The sequence below is a fragment of the Cohnella sp. LGH genome (assembly GCF_017671885.1).
In the GTDB taxonomy this organism is placed as follows: Bacteria; Bacillota; Bacilli; order Paenibacillales; family Paenibacillaceae; genus Cohnella; species Cohnella phaseoli.
This window is the reverse complement of sequence record NZ_CP072117.1, coordinates 7,257,780-7,277,678: the sequence shown is the minus strand read 5'-3', so window position 1 is coordinate 7,277,678 and position 19,899 is coordinate 7,257,780. Positions and strand designations below refer to the sequence as shown.

The window sequence follows — 19,899 nt, the reverse complement described above, 5'->3', positions numbered from 1 at the left end:
GGCGGCCATGGACATTTACCTCGTTGAATCCTCTGGCGAGAAGTTTCATTTTCCGGTAAATCCGGAGGAAATCACGATCCAGCGAGAAAAACAATTGGAGACATTGAACATTTTATCTTTAGGGGAAGCGGAATTGTCTCAAGGGGAGAAGGTGAAGACGATTTCCTTCTCTTCTTTTTTTCCGGTTGAGTACGACGCAAGTTATTGCAGGTACATCGAACTTCCGCGTCCACACACCGCTATGAATCGATTAACGACTATTATGAATCGAAAGCAGCCTGTTCGACTGCTCATTTCGGATACAGCGATTAACGTATTAGTTAATTTATCTGCGCATAACACGACTTTTAAAGGTGGAGAACCTGGCGATGTAAACTATGAAGTCACATTCCGCACACATCGTCCGATGAAGGTTCGTTCCGTTTCATCATCCAAGAATTCTATCCAAAGAGCGCGCCCCGACAGCAAACCTGTGCCGAAAGTGTACCAGGTGAAGCCTGGAGATTCCTTATGGACGATTGCCAAATTGGAGTTAGGGGATAGTTCAAAGTGGCGTGCAATTTACGATAAAAATAAATCGGTTATCGGGCCAGATCACAACTTGATCAAACCGGGACAAAAGTTGGTGATGCCATGAGCTACGAGGTTGTTCTGGATAACCGTTATTTTTTGAGCGAGTTAGTTCAAGAGATCTCACTCGAAGAATCTTTGGAAGAGATATCTTACAGGGCTAGTATTCGACTGGTTGTTACACCTGATCTGCCAGGAATTATTCCGGGGCAAGAAATACGGATTTCGGGCATTCCCTATGGTGGAACCGGGATGACCTATCTTCTACACCCGGGAATTGTATGGGAATGCTCAAGCTCGAATAGTGGCACGAAGTACTTGAGTCTCACTGTTTATGATCGCACGATCTATTTAGCTAAGTCGGAGGATGAACGTTTGATGCCTTCTGGACAAACAGCTTCCGATCGTCTGAAGCTGTATGCGAAAGAGTGGGGAATTCCGGTTGGCAACTTGCCGGACACTCGAATTTCTCTTGCTAGGAATATCAAGCGTACTCAAACTCTTTACTCCATGATCCAAGAGGATCTTAAGGAAACTGCAGATAAAGGGGGAGAGTTATTCAGGCCGCGAATGACTGCGAGTGGGCTGGAGCTGATTAAGCTTGGTGACAATAAGACGAAATGGGATCTGGAAGTGATTGAGGATGTCACCCAGAACCGTACGTTGGAAGGTGCCGTCACCCAGGTCAAAGTTTTGGGAGCGCAGGCTAGTGATGAGAAGCTTGCACCGGTTTTGGCTGTGGTCAAGAAGGATGTAGAGAAGTTCGGAACGCTTCAAAAGGTGATCCAAGACAGCAAAATCGAGACAATCGATCAAGCTCAAAAAGCTGCACAGAAAACGCTTATCGGCATTCAAGAGACATTCTCGGTTACAGCCCCGGATATTAACTTGATTCGAGCAGGAGACGAAGTGCGATTGAACGGGACAACGTTATGGGTAACACGTGTCACCCATCGGCTTGGTACGCCTGGACATATGGATCTGGAGCTTGCCTTGCCTGGTAAAGTCAGGAGGGATTACCTTGTCTGATCCATTCAAAAGTTTGGTTTCGACACTGGAGAGCCGCTTCTCTGGGATTAGCGCGAAGTCGTTATCCGGCATTCCATCAGAACTGGGATTAATTACCTCAAATGGTTTGAAGTTAGATTCCTTCAAACACGAAATTCCGGATTTCCTTGTTGCTGAATGGATGGCGGAACTGGAGCTACCCGCCTTTTCCCTAGTTGGCACAATGATCGCTCCGGTGGACGAGACAGGCAACCCTACTGGGGGCGGTGCGCCCTCTCAGCGGACGCGATTTGATTTTGACGAGACAAAAATAGGAGAAGTGCGGCTGAATTGGTCTGCCGGGATTAAGCCCGGAGACCGCGTGCTTGCCGTTCCGGTGAACGGCGGTAAGGATGCCGTCATCGTCTGTAAGGTGGTGAGCTCAGGTGGCTAATTTATTTCCAACGGAATTACCGGTGGAGGAGCAGGAGGAACTGGTAGAGCCCGGCGTGTTTTTCGGGCGAAGCTGGCGTTTTGACTTCGAAGCGGGCGAGTTCGTTACGACACCGACCGGGAAGGTTGCCGTCAGCGAGGGCAAAGATGCTTGGGTCGAATGGTGCAAGAAGGCGTTGCTGACCGAGCGTTACCGTCATCTTGTTTATTCACGGGATTACGGTCAAGAGTTCGAGGAACTGCTTCGTTCTGGACTGCCTCGTTCCGCAATCGAAATGGAGATTCAAAGAATTGCAACCGAGACGCTGATGAGCGATCCCCGGACCGCGAGCGTTGACGATTTTGTGTATGAATGGTCGGGAGATAGCTGTCGTTTCAGCTGCGTTGTCTCCAACGTCCATGACGAAACGGCGGAAATTCAAGGAATGGCGGTGAATTTGTAATGGCGACAATGCCGGAATTTTTGCAGGAACAGACGGAAGAGGCAATGCTGTCGAGAATGCTGGTACGAGTACCCGCGGATCTCGATAAGTCGGAGGGTTCGTATATTTGGGATTCGCTGGCTCCTACGGCTTATCAGCTGTACAGAGCTTCCGAGTGGGCGCGTGAGGTGCTGGATCGAGGCTTTGCAATGACGACTTTTGGCCCGTATTTGAGAATGCGCTGCGAGGAACATGGGGTGATTCCAAGGCCAGCCGTTGCGGCGACTGGAATGGTGGTGTTGACGGGGAGTGCGGGCGCCGTTATTCCTCTTGGCTCCAGAGTGGCGACTCCTGCGGATGAGATGACGGAAGCTTCGGCAATTGAGTATGAAACGACGGAGAACACCGTTCTGGACAGTCAAGGTGAGGCGGTTGTTCCGATTCGTGCGGTCGAGCCGGGCAGTCGCGGCAACGTACCGATTGGCGCAGTCAGCTTGCTCGTTCAGCCGATTGTGGGGGTAACGGGAATTACAAATACAGCAGCGATAACAGGGGGAACGGACGAGGAGTCCGATGAAGCTTTGCTCGCTCGCTATCTATTGAAGGTGCGTCAGCCGGGTACAAGCGGCAATAGGGCGGATTATCAGCAATGGGCGCTGGAAACGCCGGGAGTCAGCCGGGTTCAAGTGGAACCGTTATGGAACGGTCCGGGAACTGTAAGACTCTACGTGCTGGGTGAAGATAAGCGTGCTCCTAGTCAGACAATTGTTGATACTGTGCAGCATCACATTTCTCCAGCTGCCGGTCAAGGAGAAGGCAAAGCTCCGATCGGCGCTGCAGTAACGGTGGAAGCTGCGGTTGAAGTACCGCTTCATATAGAAGCTAAACTGACGCTGGCAAGCGGATCGACATTGGAGCAAGCTAGGGAAGATTTTGAAGCGGGGCTTGCCGACTATTTGGAGCAGCTTGCTTTTGTCGATCCGCTCATTCGTTATAATCGGATTTCGGCCATTTTGTTGGACATTCCTCGAATAGTCGATTTTGAAGATTTGTTGGTGGGCGGCGGTGTCGATAATATCGATTTATCGCTTGGCGAGGTTGCGGTAATCGGGACGGTGAGCCTAAGTGAGTAACTATACGATGACAAGCGTCCGAGGGAAGGAGATGATGTCCTTCCTCCCGAACTATTATGCGACTTCGAGAATCATGAGCGCCAATATGGAGGCTCAAGGACAGGAATTGGACGCGTTATGGCAGGCGCTTGATGGAACGCTTGAGCAATATTTTGTCTCGACGGCGACTTGGGGACTGGAGCAGTGGGAACGTGAGCTGGGTATTACTATTGATGCTACCAAGCCTGTCACGCAAAGACGTAGCGTTATTTTGTCCAAGCTGCGTGGGATCGGGACGGTGACGGTCAGTCTCATCAAATCAGTTGCCGAAGCCTACGATGGCGGTTCAGTCGAGGTGACGCTTCAGCCGGAAGCCTACACTTTTACGATAAAGTTCGTGGATACACGGGGCATTCCGCCTAACTTGGACGACCTCAAAGCCGTCATTGAAGAAATCAAACCGGCACATCTCGCCGTCGAATATGCCTTCACCTATACCCAGTGGAGCGAGCTGAGGCAGAAAACGTGGGGAGAACTCAATACCTTCACCTGGGGTGAAGTGATGACAAGGAGTTGGAGCTAATGGCGGAAGTTACAACGAATATAGGGTTGAAGAAGCCGCTGGAAAGCGAATTTGTCAACATTCAAACCCTGAACGAAAATATGGATAAAGTCGATCAGTCACTGGGTCCTGTGGGAGACTTGCCTACGACGGCCAAAAATGCGGCTGGAGCGATATCGGAAATATACGATCAATTGGCTGATAAGCCTCATGAACAGTTGACGTTGACTCCTGGTGTTCAGATCGTCCAGGGCGGTGACGTTCCTGCTATCCTTCGCCCGACGATGCAGGGGCGGACCCTTGTTAATTTGTTGGGGCGGGATGGGAATTTTGATGAGCTGTCAGGGTGGACAACATATGGAGCGGTTTCGTTATCTACTCAAACAAATACGTTGATAATTGGAAAGTCAAGTTTGGAATTGAAGGTTGCTTCCGGAGATAGTCAGGCTTACGTTTATAAGCCGAAGGCCAATGCCAATATTGTTTCAGGAAAATACTATCTGGTGAGTTCCTACTTGAGCAATAACACGGGGGCAGGTTTAAGGATTGAATTATCAAGCTCGGATAAGAGAGTAAGCCAAAACTCAGTAGGATGGAAAAGGGTAGGATTTGTTATCACACCTTCGGAATATGCTAAAGCAACGAATTTAGCAATTGTTATTGAAGGTTCCCCAGGTGCTTATGGTTATGCAGATGGATTTATGATCAATGAGATCACGTCCGTTGAAGCAAGCGAGCCGATTCAGACTTTACTTCAAAAATACCCGTACGTAGACGACATGAGGCACGTAAATGCAGTCTATATCGAGAATAAAGGGAAGAATCTGATTCCTCCTTTTCCAGAGTGGAAAACGATTAATCCCAATGCTGACATCATTGAACCATATAAGATAGTTCTTACCGCACCAAACGGTTGGCAGACATCTAGAGTTGAAATTACTGTAACTCCAAGTACGACTTATTGTTTTACCTTGGGTGAGGGAAGTAATGGTGTAGCGAAAATACTTGGAGATGATGGTCATCTGTACCACGATGCACCTTATTCTGTGCCAATTATTTTTACTACAACCGAGACGCAAAAATTAATATATATAGATGTCTATAATACAGGGGGACAGACTGGGACATTTATCTTTGCTGATCCCATGCTTAACCTCGGCTCCGGACCTTTTCCGTTCGAGCCGCAGAAACCGTCCTACCTATATCTACCGAATTGCAGAATACGCTCCAACGTAGACGGCAGTGTAGCAGATCGGCTGTATACGGATGGACAAGGCAAACCGAGGGTGACAAGGTGGTTCCGGGAGACGATATTGGATGGTTCACAAGCATGGCAATGGCATAATGATCGAGTTGGCTACAAAGAGGTACGGGTGACGAATCTCACGTCGGATGCTGTCTATCAGACAAAAACGGTTGTTAAATATGATGGAAAAATACTAAAAAGGCAACTTATCGGACTGACGTTAGAAGCAGAGGATAATGTGTTTGATGCCGATTTAGGTTTTAACCAAACTCTTTTCATTTCTGTTGCAAATGCCGATACTGGTTGGGGAGAATCCTATACTCCTATAGCTGATGAGGTTAAGGCTTATTTCAACGGGTGGAAGATGTATCCACAAGGAGGACTAAGCACCGACCAATTTATCTCAGGTACAAAACTTTGGTGTCGGAGGTCGGAAGTAGGTTTGACGTTGACAGATGTCCGTACCGTCGTGCCTACAGAAATTTCACCAAACTTCAGCCCCTACCGCCTAATGTACCAACTCGCCCAAAGCGTAGACGAATCTGTCACCTATGAAGGCTCCTTAATGCTACATGAGGGTGATAATCAAGTCGAGGTCGGAACAGGGATTGTGGTGAGGGAAACAGCAAATCCAACAACGATCAATGGAAAATATTTTATTAATGGTAGTAGTGCCGCACCAATGAAATATAGAGTCAATAAAATGGTTTGCATCTATAAGAATCAAGAAAAAGACGATTGGAAGTTTGCTAATCAACCTTTGAACGCCATATTGGGTCTTGGGTATGGAGAGACTCCAGCAGCTCAATTCGATAAAACTGGTGCATATAGCTCGACCTATCTTGCGCTCGACACCTACAAGATCGGTATCACCCCGCAAGTAGTAAACGCAGAGTATGTGCCGAACATTCGGGAGTCGGTCGAATCGCTCGTGCGGGAACTGGTAGAAGCCAGGACAGAAACATCCGTTTTGCAGAATACGAAGGAAAATAATCAGAAAGTAACTTTACCGATTAAGTGGATAAAAGCAACGTTACTATCTGATTGGAGCGGCGACTTTCACTACACTAAAGATGAAAACGGCATGGTTACTCTCCGATATGGTATAACTGTAGGAACATTAACACTGAACGCCCCCGTTATGTTTTTACCAGCGGGTTACTTTCCTGCAACCAATACTCCAATACCTACTTATAATAATAATACTGGTTCAGCGGGCTTGGGATTAACTATTAATGGTACGGTGGGCGGTGTGATAGTTTCGGGAACTACTAATTTTACAATGGGACATCTTATCTACGGTAGTATCACGTATAAATCATTCAGTTAAAGGAGGTACCGCCAAAATGAAAGAAGCCATAAAAACAGACCTTAACGGCTTTTACGTCGAACCGGTCATCGTACCACTCTCGCAAACAGGCGTAACAGAGATTCTAGAGATAGCGCCATCCGAAATGGAAGAGGCTCTAACTGGCTACATCGTCGCCGAGAAAGTCCCAGAAGGGCTGTTTACGCCCCGATGGGATTTTTCTAACTCGACGTGGATTGAGGGGATGGAACAGGAACAGATCGATGAGATTCGGAATGCGCCAAGGCCGTTGTCGCCCGAAGACAGAATTGCGCAGCTTGAAGCGGAGAGCGTCGAGGTGATGCTAGGACTGACGGAAATCTATGAAGCGCTGGCAGAGACGAATGCGGCGCCGCGGCTGCAGAAGCTGATGAGTGTGTTTTCCTCCGCGAAGCGATAGGCTCCGATAGAATCATACGGCTATCCATCCACAAATAAGGAGATGAAGAAACATGGCCCAAATCTACGCCAATCTGATCCGCAAAGGCATCAAAACGCTTGACGAAGTTCCGGAGTCCAAAAGGGCGGAAGTGGAAGCTATTTTAAGCAGCGATGCCTAGTAGAGCGATTCCGAAATAACGTAATGAAATTCACCTGGAGATGTGCAAGACGACTGGCCAAGCTTAGAGCGTCCAACCGCGAGATTGAACGGCTGCAAGCGTACTAGCCAAGCTTAGAGCGTCCCACCGGCGATTTTGCGCGGCTGCAAGAGTGCTGGCCAAGCTTAGGGCGTCCAACCCGCGATATTGAACGGCTGCAAGCGAACTGGCCAAGCTTAGAGCGTCCAATCGCGATATTGAACGTCTGCAAGCGTACTAGCCAAGCTTAGAGCGTCCAACCATGATATTGAACGGCTGCAAGAGTGCTGACCAAGCTTGCAGGTTTCCGATGCTGGATTACGTTACTTTTGAGTCGCTCTACTAGTCTGCACAAATAGTATCGAAGACTGCTCAACTGCAACCTCAAACACAACAGGAACCCCTGCAACTAGCAGCCTATTTTTACAAAACTAAAACTACACCCAGGAGGTGTGACCCATGTCCAGCGAAGAAGCGCGCGTGCTCTCGGAAATTCGGGAGCGCGTCGTTAGGTTGGAGACGAAGATCGATGCGATGACCGATGTCCGCGATACGGCGGAGGCGGCGAGAGACACGGCGCTTGAAGCGCTGCAGTCGACGAGGTCGGCGCATCTGCGGATTGACGAGATTGCCGATAATCAGCGTTGGCTGTGGCGGACGCTGGTCGGGGCGATTATCGCAGCCGTGATTGCGGCCGTGACCAACCTGCAAGGAGGTTGAATACACTATGGACAAACTGATCTCTATGACCGACGAGGTGGCTCTTCTCGCTCCGATCGTTGCCGCCTATGTAGGCGTCGTGAAGGAGTTTCGCGTGCCAAGCCGCTATTATCATCTCGTCAGCCTGCTCATTGCTACTGTATTTATACTCGTTCCCCAGCATGTTCAGCAGACGCTCGCGACGATTTCCATTATCGGACTGACGGCGTCGGGCGTCTATCATTTTACGAAGAAGAGAGAGGTGCAATCAGATGGTCAAGCTCAGCAAAACGGAGTTTATCGCCACACTGGCGCCGATCGCGATACGAGTTAGGAAAGAGGGCTCCCCCCTGTTTCCTTCCGTGCGGCTTGCGCAAAATCTGCTCGAGACCGGGGGAGTCATCCATCCGTGGTACAATCTCGGCGGAATTAAGGTAGGCAGCGGTAAACCGAATGGTTACTGGAAAGGCCAGTATGTGCGCAAAGGGACATGGGAGGTCGAAAATGGGACGAGAGTCGATACGACGGCCCTTTTTCGCGCCTATGACAGTATCTATGATTTTTACAAGGATCAGGATCTGCTATTCCAGCTTACCCGTTATGAACGTGTGAGAAAATCGACAACACCCGAAATGCAAGCCGAGGCGCTGCGTCTGTGCGGCTATGCGACGGATCCGCAATACGGATCGAAGATCGTCTCGCTAATCAACGCCAACAAGCTCAAGCGCTACGACGAGGAAGCCGCCAAGCCCGATCCGGTAAAGCCGCCTACGAAGTCGCCGGCGTCTGAACCGGAGCCGCTGCCGATTCCCGTTCGTCTGAACGGCGAGCTCCTGGCGGAAGGCCGTCTCATTTCCGGACAGACCTGGGTAGCCGCCAGAGTTGTCGGCGAAGCGCTGCAGCTCAAAATCGGCTTTGCCAACAAAGCCGTCACCGCGAATGGCAAGTCGCTTTCGACATTGTTGTTCGGCAGCGTAGGATATGTTCCGATAAGAGAATTGGCCGCTGTCCACGACAAGGCGAAGATCGTCTGGAGTGCGGCCGATACGTCAGTCGACATTAAGACGACGCCCTAGTCACGTCCCTGCATATTAGGCGTCAGTACCCTCCCAAGCCTCCTCTGCATATGCTATAGGCAATTCTACTGCCCGCAAACTGCAACCGCAATCGCGACCCGCGCAGGCGGCATAACCTGGAGGGGGCTGACCCGATATGTCGCGCATTCCGAATTTTCCGCAGAGCCTGCTCGATGAGCACAAAAACTGGCATCACGCCCGGCACAACGTCGATATCAACAACCCGCCGCCCGGCTACGGGCTGCAATTTTTGCAATTTCACCGGGATTTTATCGGCCGTGCTCAGGCCTGGTATCGCGAGAACGGTTTAGATCCCAGGCTGCTCGAAGCGTGGGTATCCGTTCCCGAAGCGATCCGCAGGTCGCCCTGCTATAATCAGGCGGCGGAAGCAAGAATTCTGTTCCAGCCGGAGTCGTTCGCGAGCGCCGACGAGCTTGGACGATTTATCGAATCGTCGAACCTGCACGGCTGTATCCATCAGGAAGCTGCAAGATTGTACGGAGAGCCCGAGCTTAACGATTTCGACTTCGCTCCTCGCTATACGGAGTTTTACAACATTCACAATATGATTGATCGTTGGTATCGCAACTGGGAAGGGCTTGGCCGTTTTCGAGCGGATGGCGGTTACTGGTACGGTTCGTTCGAAGGAAAAGGCGACGAGATTCTGTTGTACAATTCCTTGTTCGGAGACTGGTGGCTAGGAAAGCTGAGCGAAAATCCTTCGGAAGGGGAGCGCTCCAACGAAATCCGCGTGGAGTGGAAGTCGATCGGGGATAGCCGCAAATTCGGGCCGATGAACGACGGCCGTCGTTTCCGCATCTGGGATGCGGACGGGGACGGCAAGCTTGAAGTGCTGTTTCAGCATCCGCAGCAGGGCGAATGGGTAGAGGGCAAAGTTCGGAACGGACGGATCGGCTGGCAGCCCGTCCGGCTTATTGCCGAACGAGCGCTTGCAGAAACTTGAATATGGAGACGTAGTAGCTCAAATCCCGCTTGACGAAAGAGCTGCGGGCGACTTCGACTTCCGCTGCCTGCAGCTTGCCCTCGCGCAGGGCAACGCCGCGTGCGTGGACAAGCTCTCGCCGACCTTCTATCAGTTCGATCAGTTCATCTGCATCCGCCTCGTACAATCCGGCGACTTCTTCCTCCTGCAGCCGGAACTCCGTCAGCTTCATAGCTACTTCCAAGCCATAGACGCGGCTGATCTCGTTGTCGATGTAAGCTGCTCCCCCGACAACCCCGGAGCCTTGCTCGCGAACGACTCCGAACTCGCTTAGACTCTCGAAGCCAACTTCCAAGCCGAGCTCTTCCTGCAGTTCTCGAACGATCGCTTCCGGCGTTTCGCCAGCCTCCAGATGGCCGGCCGCCGTAATGTCGAAGCAGCCGGCGCCGGTGTCTTTGTTGGCCGAACGCTGCTGGAACAAGATTTTGGCGGCGATCCGCCCCTCCCGATCCTCGCGGCGAACGAGCCAGCAATGGACCGTATGATGCCATAGCCCAAGCCGGTGCGCTTCCTTGCGTTCGGCGGTGCCGATCCAGACGTCGTGTTCATCGTAGATGTCGAAAAGTTCCGTCAACGCTCTTTACCCGTTAGTTGGGGAGGCTTGTCCAACCGGCTTAACTTCAGAGGTGCAGTGGGAGCAGCGGGAGGCCGCCTTAGGAATTTCGGACAGGCAGTAAGGGCATTCGCGCGTCTTCGATTCGACAGGAGCCGGCGCTTCCGCTTCCTTTTTACGATTGAGCTTGTTAATCACCTTAACGAGCAGGAATACGCATAGGGCAACTAGCAGGAAATCGATCAGAATGTTGATGAACGCCCCGTAGGCAATGACTGCGGCTCCGGCTTCGCGCGCCTGGTCGAGCGATTGCGGCACTTTGCCGCCATCCAACGTTTTGGACGGATCCAGATTCCAATACAAGTCTTTGAAGTCCACATTTCCCAAAAGCTTACCAATAGGAGGCATAACAATATCGTTGACGAGCGAGGTCACGATTTTGCCGAAAGCTGCCCCGATGATCACGCCGACGGCAAGATCCACGACATTGCCGCGCATGGCGAACGTTTTGAATTCATTAAAAAAAGATTTAATCATACCGTACCTCCCAAATTTTAGGGTTTATTTGAAAAGGAATTCGCTGGCACTCGTCGAAATGCTTATAAAGCAAAAAGCACCTGACGTCAGATTATGCGAGGGGTAAACAATGAACGGTTCCGTAGCCTCATGGCCTCCTTTTTTTCTGCTGCTGGCACTGTTAATTAGCATACTCGCATCTTATACCATGTTTAACTTTATTGGCAACCTCAAACGTTCAAACGGAACGTTCCGTCAGTTCTGGCTGGCAGGGGGGGCTTTTGTGTTCGGGTTGGGGCTGTGGGCGAAGCATTTCGTGGCCTTGCTGGGCGACCAGGAGCCGATTATTTTCACATGGGTGATGCCGGTTACGTTGATGTTCATTATCTTCTTCTCCTTGATGGCTTTCGTGATGCTGACCCTGCAAGGAGTATTGAAGTATCGCTTACTGTACGGCAGCTCGATTCTCGCCTTTGGGATCGCCATTCTGAATTATTTCAGCGTGTTCGGCCCGCGGATCGAGCGTCTGGACATCGAGCCGGGCAAGCTGTTCCTGTCTCTGCTCATGCTGTTCGTCGGCACGTTTCTGGCGTTCATGGTGGCGGAATCGACGTTCAGGTTTCGGGAGCTGATGGCGAGCTTGCTTCTGGGGACGTTGGTCGTCGCGCTCCAATTGTTGGGGACGCAGGCGCTCAAGGTGGAGTACTCCTCCGGCATCTACAGCACTTCGGACAAGCTGACTCAGGATATTAACTTCCTGGCGTTGATTCTCGGTTTGGGAGCGCTGCTCATCCTCGTCTCCACATTGATTACCTGGTACATCGATAAGAGGCTGAACCAGATGGACGAACGGTACAGACTGCTGGTGGAAAATTCTCTCGATACGATCGCCATACTGAAAGGCAATCGCTGGGGCTTCGTCAACGCCGCCGGGTTAAGGATGTTCGAAGCGGAGAACGCGAGCGATCTGATCGGAAAGTCCATCTACGCGTTCCTGCCGACGGCCGATCATAACACGATCAAGGACAGACTGCATAACCTGGTGTTCGTGGGCAGCAGCAAGCCGATCGAGCAAGAATGGTTTACGTTAAAAGGAAAAGTGCTGCACACCGAAATCGTGGAGACGATGACGACGCTCGACAACGAGCCGGCGATTCAGATCATCATTCGCGACATTTCGGAGCGCAAGAAGAACGAGGAGCTGTTGATCAATTCGGAGAAGCTGTACGTGGCGGGACAATTGGCTGCGGGCATCGCGCACGAAATCCGCAATCCGCTGACCTCGCTTAAAGGCTTCCTGCAATTGATCGTCTCGGGGAGAAGAAACAATAACAGCTATTACGATATTATGAATGCCGAGCTGGATCGGATCGAGGACATCGTAAGCGAGCTGCTGATGCTCTCCAAGCCGCAGGTGTACGAGCTGACGTATCAGGATTTGCGCGTGATGATGCGCGACACGGTCACGCTGCTGGAGGCTCAGGCTATTTTGCACAATATTGCGATTGAAGCGGAATACGGCACGGAGCCTCTCTGGATTTACGGGGTGGAAAATCAGGTCAAGCAAGTGTTCATCAATGTGATCAAAAACGCCATCGAGGCGATGATAGACGGAGGCTGGATCCGCATCAATCTGTCGCGCGAGCACGACGGCGTATTCGTTCGCATACGAGATGAGGGACCCGGCATCGGGGAAGACCAACTGGCGAAAATGGGCCAGCCTTTCTACACGACGAAGGAGAAAGGGACGGGACTCGGACTGATGGTCAGCTACAAAATCGTAGACAACCATCAGGGCAAGATCGACGTGAAGAGCGAGCTTGGCAAAGGCACGTTGTTCGAAATTACTTTGCCCTTCCGCTACCCGGAGGCCGAGATCAAGAAATCCAGCTGACCCGGGCGAATCGCTGTGCGAAGCGGGGTTTGACCGGCGGGTTCCCCGTCTCCGAAGGCGAGCATAGGAGGCGAGGCTTCGATCGCGGCCTCGCTTCCGGACAGCAGCGTTACATACTGCGTCCAACGCACATGTTGGCCAAAGAGCACAGTGGGGAAAATCATGAGAAAACGGGGCACGCTGCAGGCGTGCACGACGCATAGATGAATAAGCCCGTCGTCCGGTTGGGCGGATGGGCTTATTCGCAATCCGCCGCCATAGGTTGGAACGTTGGTGACGGCGGACAGCCAGCACCTCTCGAAGCGGCGGGTCTTTCCGTCGACCGTGACCGTTACGTCGCGGGGGTTGAACCTGCCGAGCGTGCGCAACAGGCCGATGACGTAAGCGAGAGAGCCGAGACCCAAGCGGTTGCACCACTTTTTGTAGGCCGATCCGTTCACGTCCGCCGCCACGGCCGCATCCAGCCCAATGGCGACGGCGGTCAGCGTGAGCTGAGATTGTTCATTCTTGGCGGTCGTATCCAGCAGATCGATTTTTTGCGTATGTCCGTTCAAAATCAGCGCCAGGGCACGGTCGGCGTTCTTCGGAATGCCAAGAGCGCGAGCTGTGTCGTTACCCGAGCCGGACGGAATAAGGCCAAGCGGTACGCCTGAGCCCGCAAGGGCGGGAAGCAGGCCGTGCAGCGTGCCGTCGCCGCCGACTACGGCCACGGCGATCAAGCCGCCCCGTTCGATGCGTTCGCGAACGAGCCCGCGGGCCTGCTCAGCGGAAGAAGTCGAGACGCGCTCATAGGCGACGCCTTGCAGAACAAGCCGTGCCTCAAGGCGTTTCCATATGGAACGGCTGCGGCCATTGCCGGAGGTTTCATTGACGACGAACAGTATCAAGCTGCCAAATCCTCTCTGAAGAAAGCTGATCAATTCTCATTATAAGGGGAGGTCGGGCGGACGGGAAGGCGGACGTGCTATAATGAATTTATTTGGTTGGAGGAGTTCGTGATGGCAGAGCCGCTTAAGGCCATTTACAACGCTGCTTTTTTGAAGGCGTTCGGCGATAAAGTGAAACAAGCTTACGAAAAATTCGATGTCGAAAGGTTCCTTGCTCTCGTTCTCGGCGAGGGATGGGAGGGGCTGGAGCTCAAGCAGCGAATGCGCAGAATTACGGAGAGTCTGCGACAGACGCTGCCCGAAGACTACGGCAAAGCGCTCGATGTGCTTGATGCAATTGCGGACGAATGCCGCGGTTTTCCGTATTTGTTCTTTCCTGATTTTGTAGAGAAGTATGGGCTAAACGATTGGGAGAGGTCGATGCGGGCGTTGGAACGCTACACCTGCGGCTCCAGCGCCGAATTCGCCGTGCGGCCGTTCATCAAGCTGGATCAGGAGCGAATGATGGCGCAGATGCTGGAATGGAGCGCGCATCCCGACGAGCATGTGCGCAGGCTGGCCAGCGAAGGCTGCCGACCTCGCCTGCCGTGGGGAGAGGCGCTTGGCGCGCTGAAGCGGGACCCTGCTCCGATCTGGCCGATTTTGGAACGGCTAAAAGCGGATCCGTCGGAATACGTTAGACGCAGCGTAGCGAATAATCTGAACGACATCTCGAAGGATCATCCGCAGTTGGTGCTTGACCGCGCGAAAGCTTGGCAAGGCAGCGATCAAGGGACGGACTGGATCGTTCGCCATGCCTGCCGCGGGCTGCTGAAAGCCGCCAATCCCGAAGCGATGGCCCTATTCGGTCTGGCCCCGTTGGGGGATATAGAGGTGCTGGAATGGGAGATTCATCCGGCCAGACTCTCGATCGGAGAGGCGGTGGAGTTCCGATACGGGCTGCTCGCTCCCACAGGGGACGAAGTGAAGCTGCGGCTCGAATTAGCCGTATTCTTCCCGCGCTCGAACGGCAAGCTATACCGCAAACTGTTTAAGCTTAGCGAGAAAAGTATTCCAGGCGGTGCGTACGTTCAAGGCGGGAGAGGGTTTTCCTTCGCCGATCTGTCGACTCGCCGACACTACCCTGGCGTACACCGAATGGCGCTTGTCGCGAACGGACGGGAAGTCGCCTATGCCGAGGTAGAGCTGACGGCCGACACGGAGCAGGGAGGGGCGCAAGCATGACGATCGGAGCACGCGTGCTGAAGACCGGCCTTGCGGTCGCCATCGCGCTGTGGGTCGGCCAACTGATCGGCCTGGAATCCCCGCTTATCGCGGCCATTGCATCGATCTTCACGATTCAGCCCTCGATCTACCGTTCGTGGATGCAAATGCTGGACCAGGTTCAGAGCAACGTGCTTGGCGCAATTATCGCGATCGGCGCGGTGTGGCTCGTCGGCAATACGCCGATTCTTGTCGGACTTGTCTGCATTGGCGTCATTCTAATCTGCATTCGTTTGAAGGCCGAGGACACGATCGCTTTGACGCTGGTCACCGTCGTCGTCATTATGGAGGCTCACTCCCAAGGTTGGATGGTCGCCTGGGATCGCTTGGCCGCTATTTTGACCGGGATGGTATCCGCATTTGTCGTGAACGTCAGCATCGCTCCGCCCCGCCATCGTTCGCGATTCGTGAAGCAGGTCGAAGAAGCTCAGGCGCTGCTGTCCCGGCTGCTTCGCACTGTAATCTCCAACGAGCTGAAGGAGAGCGTGTACCGGAAGGAGCAAAGCGAGCTGCGGACGAAAATTCGCAAGCTTGAGGATTACTACGATATGTTCGCGGAGGAGAGAGTTTGGCGGAAGGAGGCGCGGCTGAAGCGGGTCCGGCTGCTGGTCGTATACAAGGGGATGCTCGCCGCTCTGGAGCGGGGCTACGCGCTGATCGAAGCGGTGGAGGAGCAGTACTGGGCCGTGTCCACGCCGAAATCCTGGAACCGGCTCATCGATCGGGAGATCGAAGCTCTGTGTGCCTATCACGAGCAGCTGCTATGGAAATGGGACGGGAAAATTAAGCCCGGAGCTTCCTCGGCCGCACCTCCGCCCGAGGCTTCGATTTTGCTGACAGAGCTGATCGACGGGCAGATGGAGAACGACCGGCCCGCTCGTTGTCGTATGCTGGTGATTTCAGGGGCGTTGTACAGCTACGAGGAACGACTGCGGAGGCTGGACAAGCTGATGGAGCAATGGTTTCAGCGCAGGCTGGAAACCGGCGAACAAGAGGACAGACAGGAGCGGTCGTTATTCTCCCGCTTGAACGAATAGCTATACGAAACGCCCAACCGGCGGAGATCATTCGCAGCCGGTTGGGCGTTTGATTTACTTCTTGCCCGGAGCCATTTGGCGGCGGGGGTGGTCGATTTTGCCGATTTTGTCCGTATCGTTCTCCTTCGGAACGAGTCGAGGGTCCGTTCGGCCTTCGTGGTGATTATCGAAGGCGAATTCGGTGAGCGTCCATTCCGTCTCTCCGAGAATAAGATCGGACGGGAATACGTCTCCCCGCTGAAGCTTCTGCGCTTGCCCGGCTTCGTTCTCGTACACGCCGTCCACTTCTACTTTTTCTCCCGACATCGGGTCCATTCTTTTCGCTTCGCTCATCGCGTTTGCCCCCTCACAATCCGTGCTTCGGAACGGCGGCTCTGTCGGCCTCGGACTGCAGCCGCTTCGCCGCTTCCTTGCCTGCTCCGGTCCGATCCGCCTCAGACTGGGCTTTGCTGGCCGTTTTCTGCTTGTCGGAAGGCTGTTTGCCGGACATGACCATTCCCTCCTTTGACATTCGAAATGCCTGTTTAGGATTCCACGGGAAGAGGGACGTTATGCTATCTCGTTCACTGATAACGGCTTTCCAGCTTGCGTCCCCCCAGCCACATCAGGAAGACGAAGGAGACGGCAAAGACGATGCGCCACGGCTGATCGGCCATCGCCTGCAGATCATGTCCGAGAAAGCTCAGGGTGAAGATCATGACGGCTTTGCCCAGACCCATTGCCGTAAGGAACGTATGGAACGGAATTCGCGACATGCCCGAGGCGATATTTACGATGACGGAAGGAGAGAACGGGAAGCAGGCCAACAGGAAAATCGGGGTAAAGCCTTTGCGCTCTATGTACTCAAAAAATTTTTTAGATTTCGGAAATCTCGCGCGAATCCGGTCGCCGTAGCGATTGCCCAGACGCCGGGCCAGCGAGAAGACGAGCAGCGCGCCAAGAGTGACGCCGATCCAGGAGTACAGGAAGCCCCACCACATGCCGTAAGCGGCCGCGTTGGCAACGATAAAGACGACAAGCGGCAGGACCGGAAGAAGCGCTTCGAGAAAAGGAAGCGCAATGCCCGGCAGCGGTCCGAATTGCGAATAACGGTGCAGCAGCAGCTCGATCTCTTCGAGATTGAAATTTCCATTAAACATTGCACAAGCAGCTCCATTCGACTCGTCTGACGGACTTCAATTCGACTATTGCGCCTCCTTCGCTGCAGCGGGCGAAGCTTCGCCCCTGAACAGTCGGAAAGGAAAGAATACATAAAACACGCTGATGACGATAAATAAAACTCCGGCGATGCCGATTACCGAAGCTTCGCTGTAACGGGTAGCAATCAGCCCGCCGACGACAGGACCGATCATGCCGCCAATGCCTTCCACTGTAGAGAATACGCCCCATCCGAGCCCTTGCTGACCTGGCGGAACATAAGCGGCCAGCAGAGCGTTCCATGCGGGCAGCACGGCGGAATAGGAAACGCCGAGCACAAACGCCCAGAACAAAGCAAGTCCAAGCGGAGGATGCAGGGTGAGCGCGAACAGAACCAGGCCGAACGCCAGAAAGCCGACGATCAGGAACCACTTCTTGCCGAACATATCGGAAAGCTTGCCCATCGGGATCAGCCCGATAACCGTGCAGCCTCCTCCAATCATCAACAGAATGGAGTAATGCGTGGCGGTCATATCAAGCGCGTTAACCGCAAAGCTTGGCAGAATCGGAAGCAGCATGCCCGCCCCGAGCGTCTGCAGAACCATTCCCGGAAGCAGCGGCTTCATTTCCCTCAGGCGTTTGCCTAGAATGGAGAGCTGCTTGCGGAACGGTACGACGTCGATATGAACGTTGCGGCCTCCCTTGATCATTAGCGACAGCAGCCAGGCGGCCAGAGAGACGCCGACCATCACCCAGTAGCTAACCGCCAGATCGTAGTCGAGCAGCAGGTTGATGACGACGGGGCCGCTGCCCATGCCGACGAGCCAGATCGTATACAGAAAGCCCATCTGTGTAGCGCGTTGGTCCTCGTTGATTTTGGTCAAACAAACGATCCAGACCGGCGAGATGCCGATTCCATACAAGGCCGCCGCCGTAATAAATACCCAAGGGATGTCTGCGAACTGCATGGCGGCGATGCCGATCAGGGAGCATAATGCGCCCACGCTGATAACTGTGCGAACGGACAGACGATCCAATAAGTAGCCGATTGCCAGCTTTAGTCCTGTATCAGTTAAATAATGTGCGGTTATGGCTGCTCCGATAACATCCAAATTAAGGCCGAGCGCTTTATCGCCATAGATCGGCATAAAGCTGATCAATGCCGCTCCCCTGACGAATTCGATTAAATACAGAATGGTCAGATAGAGAAGCATATCCGTGTGAAGCAGCGATTTAAGGGATGACTTGCTCACAAGCAGTTCTCCTTTTCATAACGGGGACATCTTCCATTATATTCAATTGTTGAACAATATCCAAGGCGATCGTGTCCGAGGCGTTCGGTTTGCGCAGCGAACGGACCGCTTGAAGCATCTGCTCGCGAAGCCGGGAGTTCTCAAATCTTTCCGCTATCGCATTCGTTAATTGACCGATCGATCTACAGATGACGGCGGCGCCTTTGTTCTCCAAATAGCGAGCGTTGTTATACTCCTGTCCCGGTACGGGACGATAGAGAAAAATCGGCAGCCCGACGGCTATGGCTTCCGATAAAGTCAATCCGCCCGGCTTGGTAACAATGCAGGAGGCCGCAGCCATCCAATCCTGCATTCGCTCTACGTAACCCAGTACGGTCACGTGAGGATTTTCTTCAAGCTGTGCCTCAAGCGCCTGACGGAGCGCCTGATTACGACCGCATATCAGGACGACGCGAACGCCGCATCGAGCGGTCAAGCTCCTGCACATTCCTGAGACGTTCACTGGCGACATTCCGACAGAAGCCATAAATAGCACGGTCGGTTTTCCGACAGGGGGCCTCGTTGCGGCAGACAATGCCTGAAATTCGGGGCGGATCGGAATGCCTGTCGCGGCAACCCTCCGCTGCTCGACGCCCAGCTCGCAAAGCTGTCGGTGCATGTCGTCCGTCGCGACGTAGTACTTATCGATCTCCGGATGAACCCAGCGCAGATGCAGATCGAAGTCCGTAATGACGTTAAACATCGGAATTTTGCGGCGCATTTTATGCATGACCTGCGGGCAAGCCAGAGTCGGAAACGTATGAATGATAGCGTCCGGACGCTCAGCCTCCACCATTTTCAACAATGCGGGTACTCCAAACGAATGCAGCCAGGAAGCGAATAGCGAATCCGGCTTCATCGTTTTGGTGCGCTGATATACCCAGCCGTATGCTTGCGGGAGCACGGAATAGCTTTTGTGATAGACGAAACGGCTTACCCCGTTCAGAACGGGATGCGATTCCTCCAGCAGATCGACCAGCTTAACCTCCGCGATGCCAAGCTTGGCGAAGCTTTGTTGAAGCGCGGACGCCGCTTGCCAATGTCCTTCTCCGAAACGGGCATACAAGATGAAAAATTTGCGCGGGTCGTTCATCATGCTCGCACCTCGTTTAGTCTCGTTAGTCGATGATATCGTTCTCCGTCCACTGTAACTCCCCAATGTAAAGTCGGAATAAAGGCTTAGGAGAAGGCACGTCAAAAATGTTGAAAACCCGTACTTATCATTTTGGGCGGAGGATCGAGGCGTTATGCGTCATTATGAAAA

At 53.0% G+C, this 19,899-nt stretch carries 25 protein-coding genes; 16 read left to right on the top strand and 9 right to left on the bottom strand.

What is annotated here, in order from left to right; genetic code table 11:
- Window positions 1-7 precede the first annotated feature (7 nt).
- From J4772_RS30060 to J4772_RS30020, 9 genes are read left to right on the top strand one after another with little or no spacing between them, the layout of a single operon-like run.
- On the top strand, window positions 8-637 hold the full coding sequence (locus J4772_RS30060) for a LysM peptidoglycan-binding domain-containing protein (protein ID WP_209072714.1): 630 nt from the start codon (window positions 8-10) through the stop codon (window positions 635-637).
- On the top strand, window positions 634-1,599 hold the full coding sequence (locus J4772_RS30055) for an XkdQ/YqbQ family protein (protein ID WP_209072713.1): 966 nt from the start codon (window positions 634-636) through the stop codon (window positions 1,597-1,599). Before J4772_RS30060 ends, J4772_RS30055 begins: the two co-directional genes overlap by 4 nt.
- Window positions 1,592-2,011, top strand: a complete 420-nt coding sequence (locus J4772_RS30050; RefSeq protein WP_209072712.1) for a hypothetical protein — start codon at window positions 1,592-1,594, stop codon at window positions 2,009-2,011. Before J4772_RS30055 ends, J4772_RS30050 begins: the two co-directional genes overlap by 8 nt.
- Window positions 2,004-2,453 (top strand): DUF2634 domain-containing protein, encoded by a 450-nt coding sequence (locus J4772_RS30045; RefSeq protein ID WP_209072711.1) that lies wholly within the window; start codon window positions 2,004-2,006, stop codon window positions 2,451-2,453. Before J4772_RS30050 ends, J4772_RS30045 begins: the two co-directional genes overlap by 8 nt.
- On the top strand, window positions 2,453-3,565 hold the full coding sequence (locus J4772_RS30040; protein WP_209072710.1) for a baseplate J/gp47 family protein: 1,113 nt from the start codon (window positions 2,453-2,455) through the stop codon (window positions 3,563-3,565). Before J4772_RS30045 ends, J4772_RS30040 begins: the two co-directional genes overlap by 1 nt.
- Window positions 3,558-4,127: a YmfQ family protein gene (locus J4772_RS30035; protein WP_247740892.1), complete on the top strand. Its 570-nt coding sequence runs from the start codon at window positions 3,558-3,560 to the stop codon at window positions 4,125-4,127. The genes J4772_RS30040 and J4772_RS30035 overlap by 8 nt, the downstream gene beginning before the upstream one ends.
- Window positions 4,127-6,682: a hypothetical protein gene (locus J4772_RS30030; protein ID WP_209072709.1), complete on the top strand. Its 2,556-nt coding sequence runs from the start codon at window positions 4,127-4,129 to the stop codon at window positions 6,680-6,682. Before J4772_RS30035 ends, J4772_RS30030 begins: the two co-directional genes overlap by 1 nt.
- Before the next feature lie 16 nt (window positions 6,683-6,698).
- Entirely contained in the window at window positions 6,699-7,100 is a 402-nt protein-coding gene (locus tag J4772_RS30025; protein ID WP_116059749.1) for a hypothetical protein, read from the top strand.
- Between the two features lie 52 nt (window positions 7,101-7,152).
- The gene (locus tag J4772_RS30020) at window positions 7,153-7,260 is read left to right on the top strand and encodes a CD1375 family protein (protein WP_209072708.1); all 108 of its coding nucleotides are present in this window, start codon (window positions 7,153-7,155) and stop codon (window positions 7,258-7,260) included.
- A 63-nt stretch (window positions 7,261-7,323) separates the two neighbouring features.
- Here the strand turns inward: J4772_RS30020 and J4772_RS30015 are convergent, their stop codons facing one another.
- Window positions 7,324-7,473, bottom strand: coding sequence for a hypothetical protein (locus J4772_RS30015; RefSeq protein ID WP_209072707.1), 150 nt, complete (start codon window positions 7,471-7,473; stop codon window positions 7,324-7,326).
- A 264-nt stretch (window positions 7,474-7,737) separates the two neighbouring features.
- Between J4772_RS30015 and J4772_RS30010 the strand changes: the two genes are divergently transcribed.
- The 4 genes from J4772_RS30010 to J4772_RS29995 all read left to right on the top strand — a co-directional run bounded on the left by J4772_RS30010 (window position 7,738) and on the right by J4772_RS29995 (window position 10,017).
- Window positions 7,738-7,998: a hemolysin XhlA family protein gene (locus J4772_RS30010; protein ID WP_116059750.1), complete on the top strand. Its 261-nt coding sequence runs from the start codon at window positions 7,738-7,740 to the stop codon at window positions 7,996-7,998.
- Between the two features lie 7 nt (window positions 7,999-8,005).
- A complete protein-coding gene (locus tag J4772_RS30005; RefSeq protein ID WP_116059751.1) occupies window positions 8,006-8,311 on the top strand; it encodes a hypothetical protein in 306 nt (101 codons plus the stop codon).
- Window positions 8,250-9,053, top strand: a complete 804-nt coding sequence (locus J4772_RS30000; RefSeq protein WP_209072706.1) for a glycoside hydrolase family 73 protein — start codon at window positions 8,250-8,252, stop codon at window positions 9,051-9,053. Before J4772_RS30005 ends, J4772_RS30000 begins: the two co-directional genes overlap by 62 nt.
- Window positions 9,054-9,189: 136 nt before the next feature.
- On the top strand, window positions 9,190-10,017 hold the full coding sequence (locus tag J4772_RS29995) for a hypothetical protein (RefSeq protein WP_209072705.1): 828 nt from the start codon (window positions 9,190-9,192) through the stop codon (window positions 10,015-10,017).
- On the opposite strand, the gene J4772_RS29990 is transcribed toward J4772_RS29995, so the two are convergent.
- Window positions 9,986-10,630 carry an NUDIX hydrolase gene (locus J4772_RS29990; protein ID WP_209072704.1) on the bottom strand — a complete coding sequence of 215 codons (645 nt, stop codon included), beginning with the start codon at window positions 10,628-10,630 and terminating at the stop codon, window positions 9,986-9,988. The genes J4772_RS29995 and J4772_RS29990 overlap by 32 nt on opposite strands.
- A gap of 6 nt (window positions 10,631-10,636) precedes the next feature.
- Window positions 10,637-11,146 carry a large conductance mechanosensitive channel protein MscL gene (mscL, locus tag J4772_RS29985; RefSeq protein WP_209072703.1) on the bottom strand — a complete coding sequence of 170 codons (510 nt, stop codon included), beginning with the start codon at window positions 11,144-11,146 and terminating at the stop codon, window positions 10,637-10,639.
- A gap of 109 nt (window positions 11,147-11,255) precedes the next feature.
- On the opposite strand from mscL, the gene J4772_RS29980 reads away from it, so the two are divergent.
- A complete protein-coding gene (locus J4772_RS29980) occupies window positions 11,256-13,019 on the top strand; it encodes an ATP-binding protein (protein ID WP_209072702.1) in 1,764 nt (587 codons plus the stop codon).
- Here J4772_RS29980 and J4772_RS29975 read toward each other — a convergent pair.
- Window positions 12,986-13,906: a diacylglycerol/lipid kinase family protein gene (locus tag J4772_RS29975; protein WP_247740891.1), complete on the bottom strand. Its 921-nt coding sequence runs from the start codon at window positions 13,904-13,906 to the stop codon at window positions 12,986-12,988. The genes J4772_RS29980 and J4772_RS29975 overlap by 34 nt on opposite strands.
- Window positions 13,907-14,017: 111 nt before the next feature.
- Here J4772_RS29975 and J4772_RS29970 point away from each other — a divergent pair, with 111 nt between their 5' ends.
- Both J4772_RS29970 and J4772_RS29965 read left to right on the top strand, forming a co-directional pair.
- Entirely contained in the window at window positions 14,018-15,130 is a 1,113-nt protein-coding gene (locus J4772_RS29970) for a DNA alkylation repair protein (protein ID WP_209072701.1), read from the top strand.
- Window positions 15,127-16,206: an FUSC family protein gene (locus J4772_RS29965; RefSeq protein ID WP_209072700.1), complete on the top strand. Its 1,080-nt coding sequence runs from the start codon at window positions 15,127-15,129 to the stop codon at window positions 16,204-16,206. The genes J4772_RS29970 and J4772_RS29965 overlap by 4 nt, the downstream gene beginning before the upstream one ends.
- Window positions 16,207-16,260: 54 nt before the next feature.
- On the opposite strand, the gene J4772_RS29960 is transcribed toward J4772_RS29965, so the two are convergent.
- The 5 genes from J4772_RS29960 to J4772_RS29940 all read right to left on the bottom strand — a co-directional run bounded on the left by J4772_RS29960 (window position 16,261) and on the right by J4772_RS29940 (window position 19,731).
- A complete protein-coding gene (locus J4772_RS29960; protein WP_116059758.1) occupies window positions 16,261-16,539 on the bottom strand; it encodes a transposase in 279 nt (92 codons plus the stop codon).
- A gap of 13 nt (window positions 16,540-16,552) precedes the next feature.
- Window positions 16,553-16,696: a hypothetical protein gene (locus J4772_RS29955; RefSeq protein WP_181917516.1), complete on the bottom strand. Its 144-nt coding sequence runs from the start codon at window positions 16,694-16,696 to the stop codon at window positions 16,553-16,555.
- 73 nt (window positions 16,697-16,769) lie between these two features.
- Window positions 16,770-17,345: a TVP38/TMEM64 family protein gene (locus J4772_RS29950; RefSeq protein ID WP_116059759.1), complete on the bottom strand. Its 576-nt coding sequence runs from the start codon at window positions 17,343-17,345 to the stop codon at window positions 16,770-16,772.
- 45 nt (window positions 17,346-17,390) lie between these two features.
- Window positions 17,391-18,596: an MFS transporter gene (locus J4772_RS29945; RefSeq protein ID WP_247740890.1), complete on the bottom strand. Its 1,206-nt coding sequence runs from the start codon at window positions 18,594-18,596 to the stop codon at window positions 17,391-17,393.
- Window positions 18,577-19,731 (bottom strand): MGDG synthase family glycosyltransferase, encoded by a 1,155-nt coding sequence (locus tag J4772_RS29940; RefSeq protein WP_209072699.1) that lies wholly within the window; start codon window positions 19,729-19,731, stop codon window positions 18,577-18,579. Before J4772_RS29940 ends, J4772_RS29945 begins: the two co-directional genes overlap by 20 nt.
- Between the last annotated feature and the right edge of the window lie 168 nt (window positions 19,732-19,899).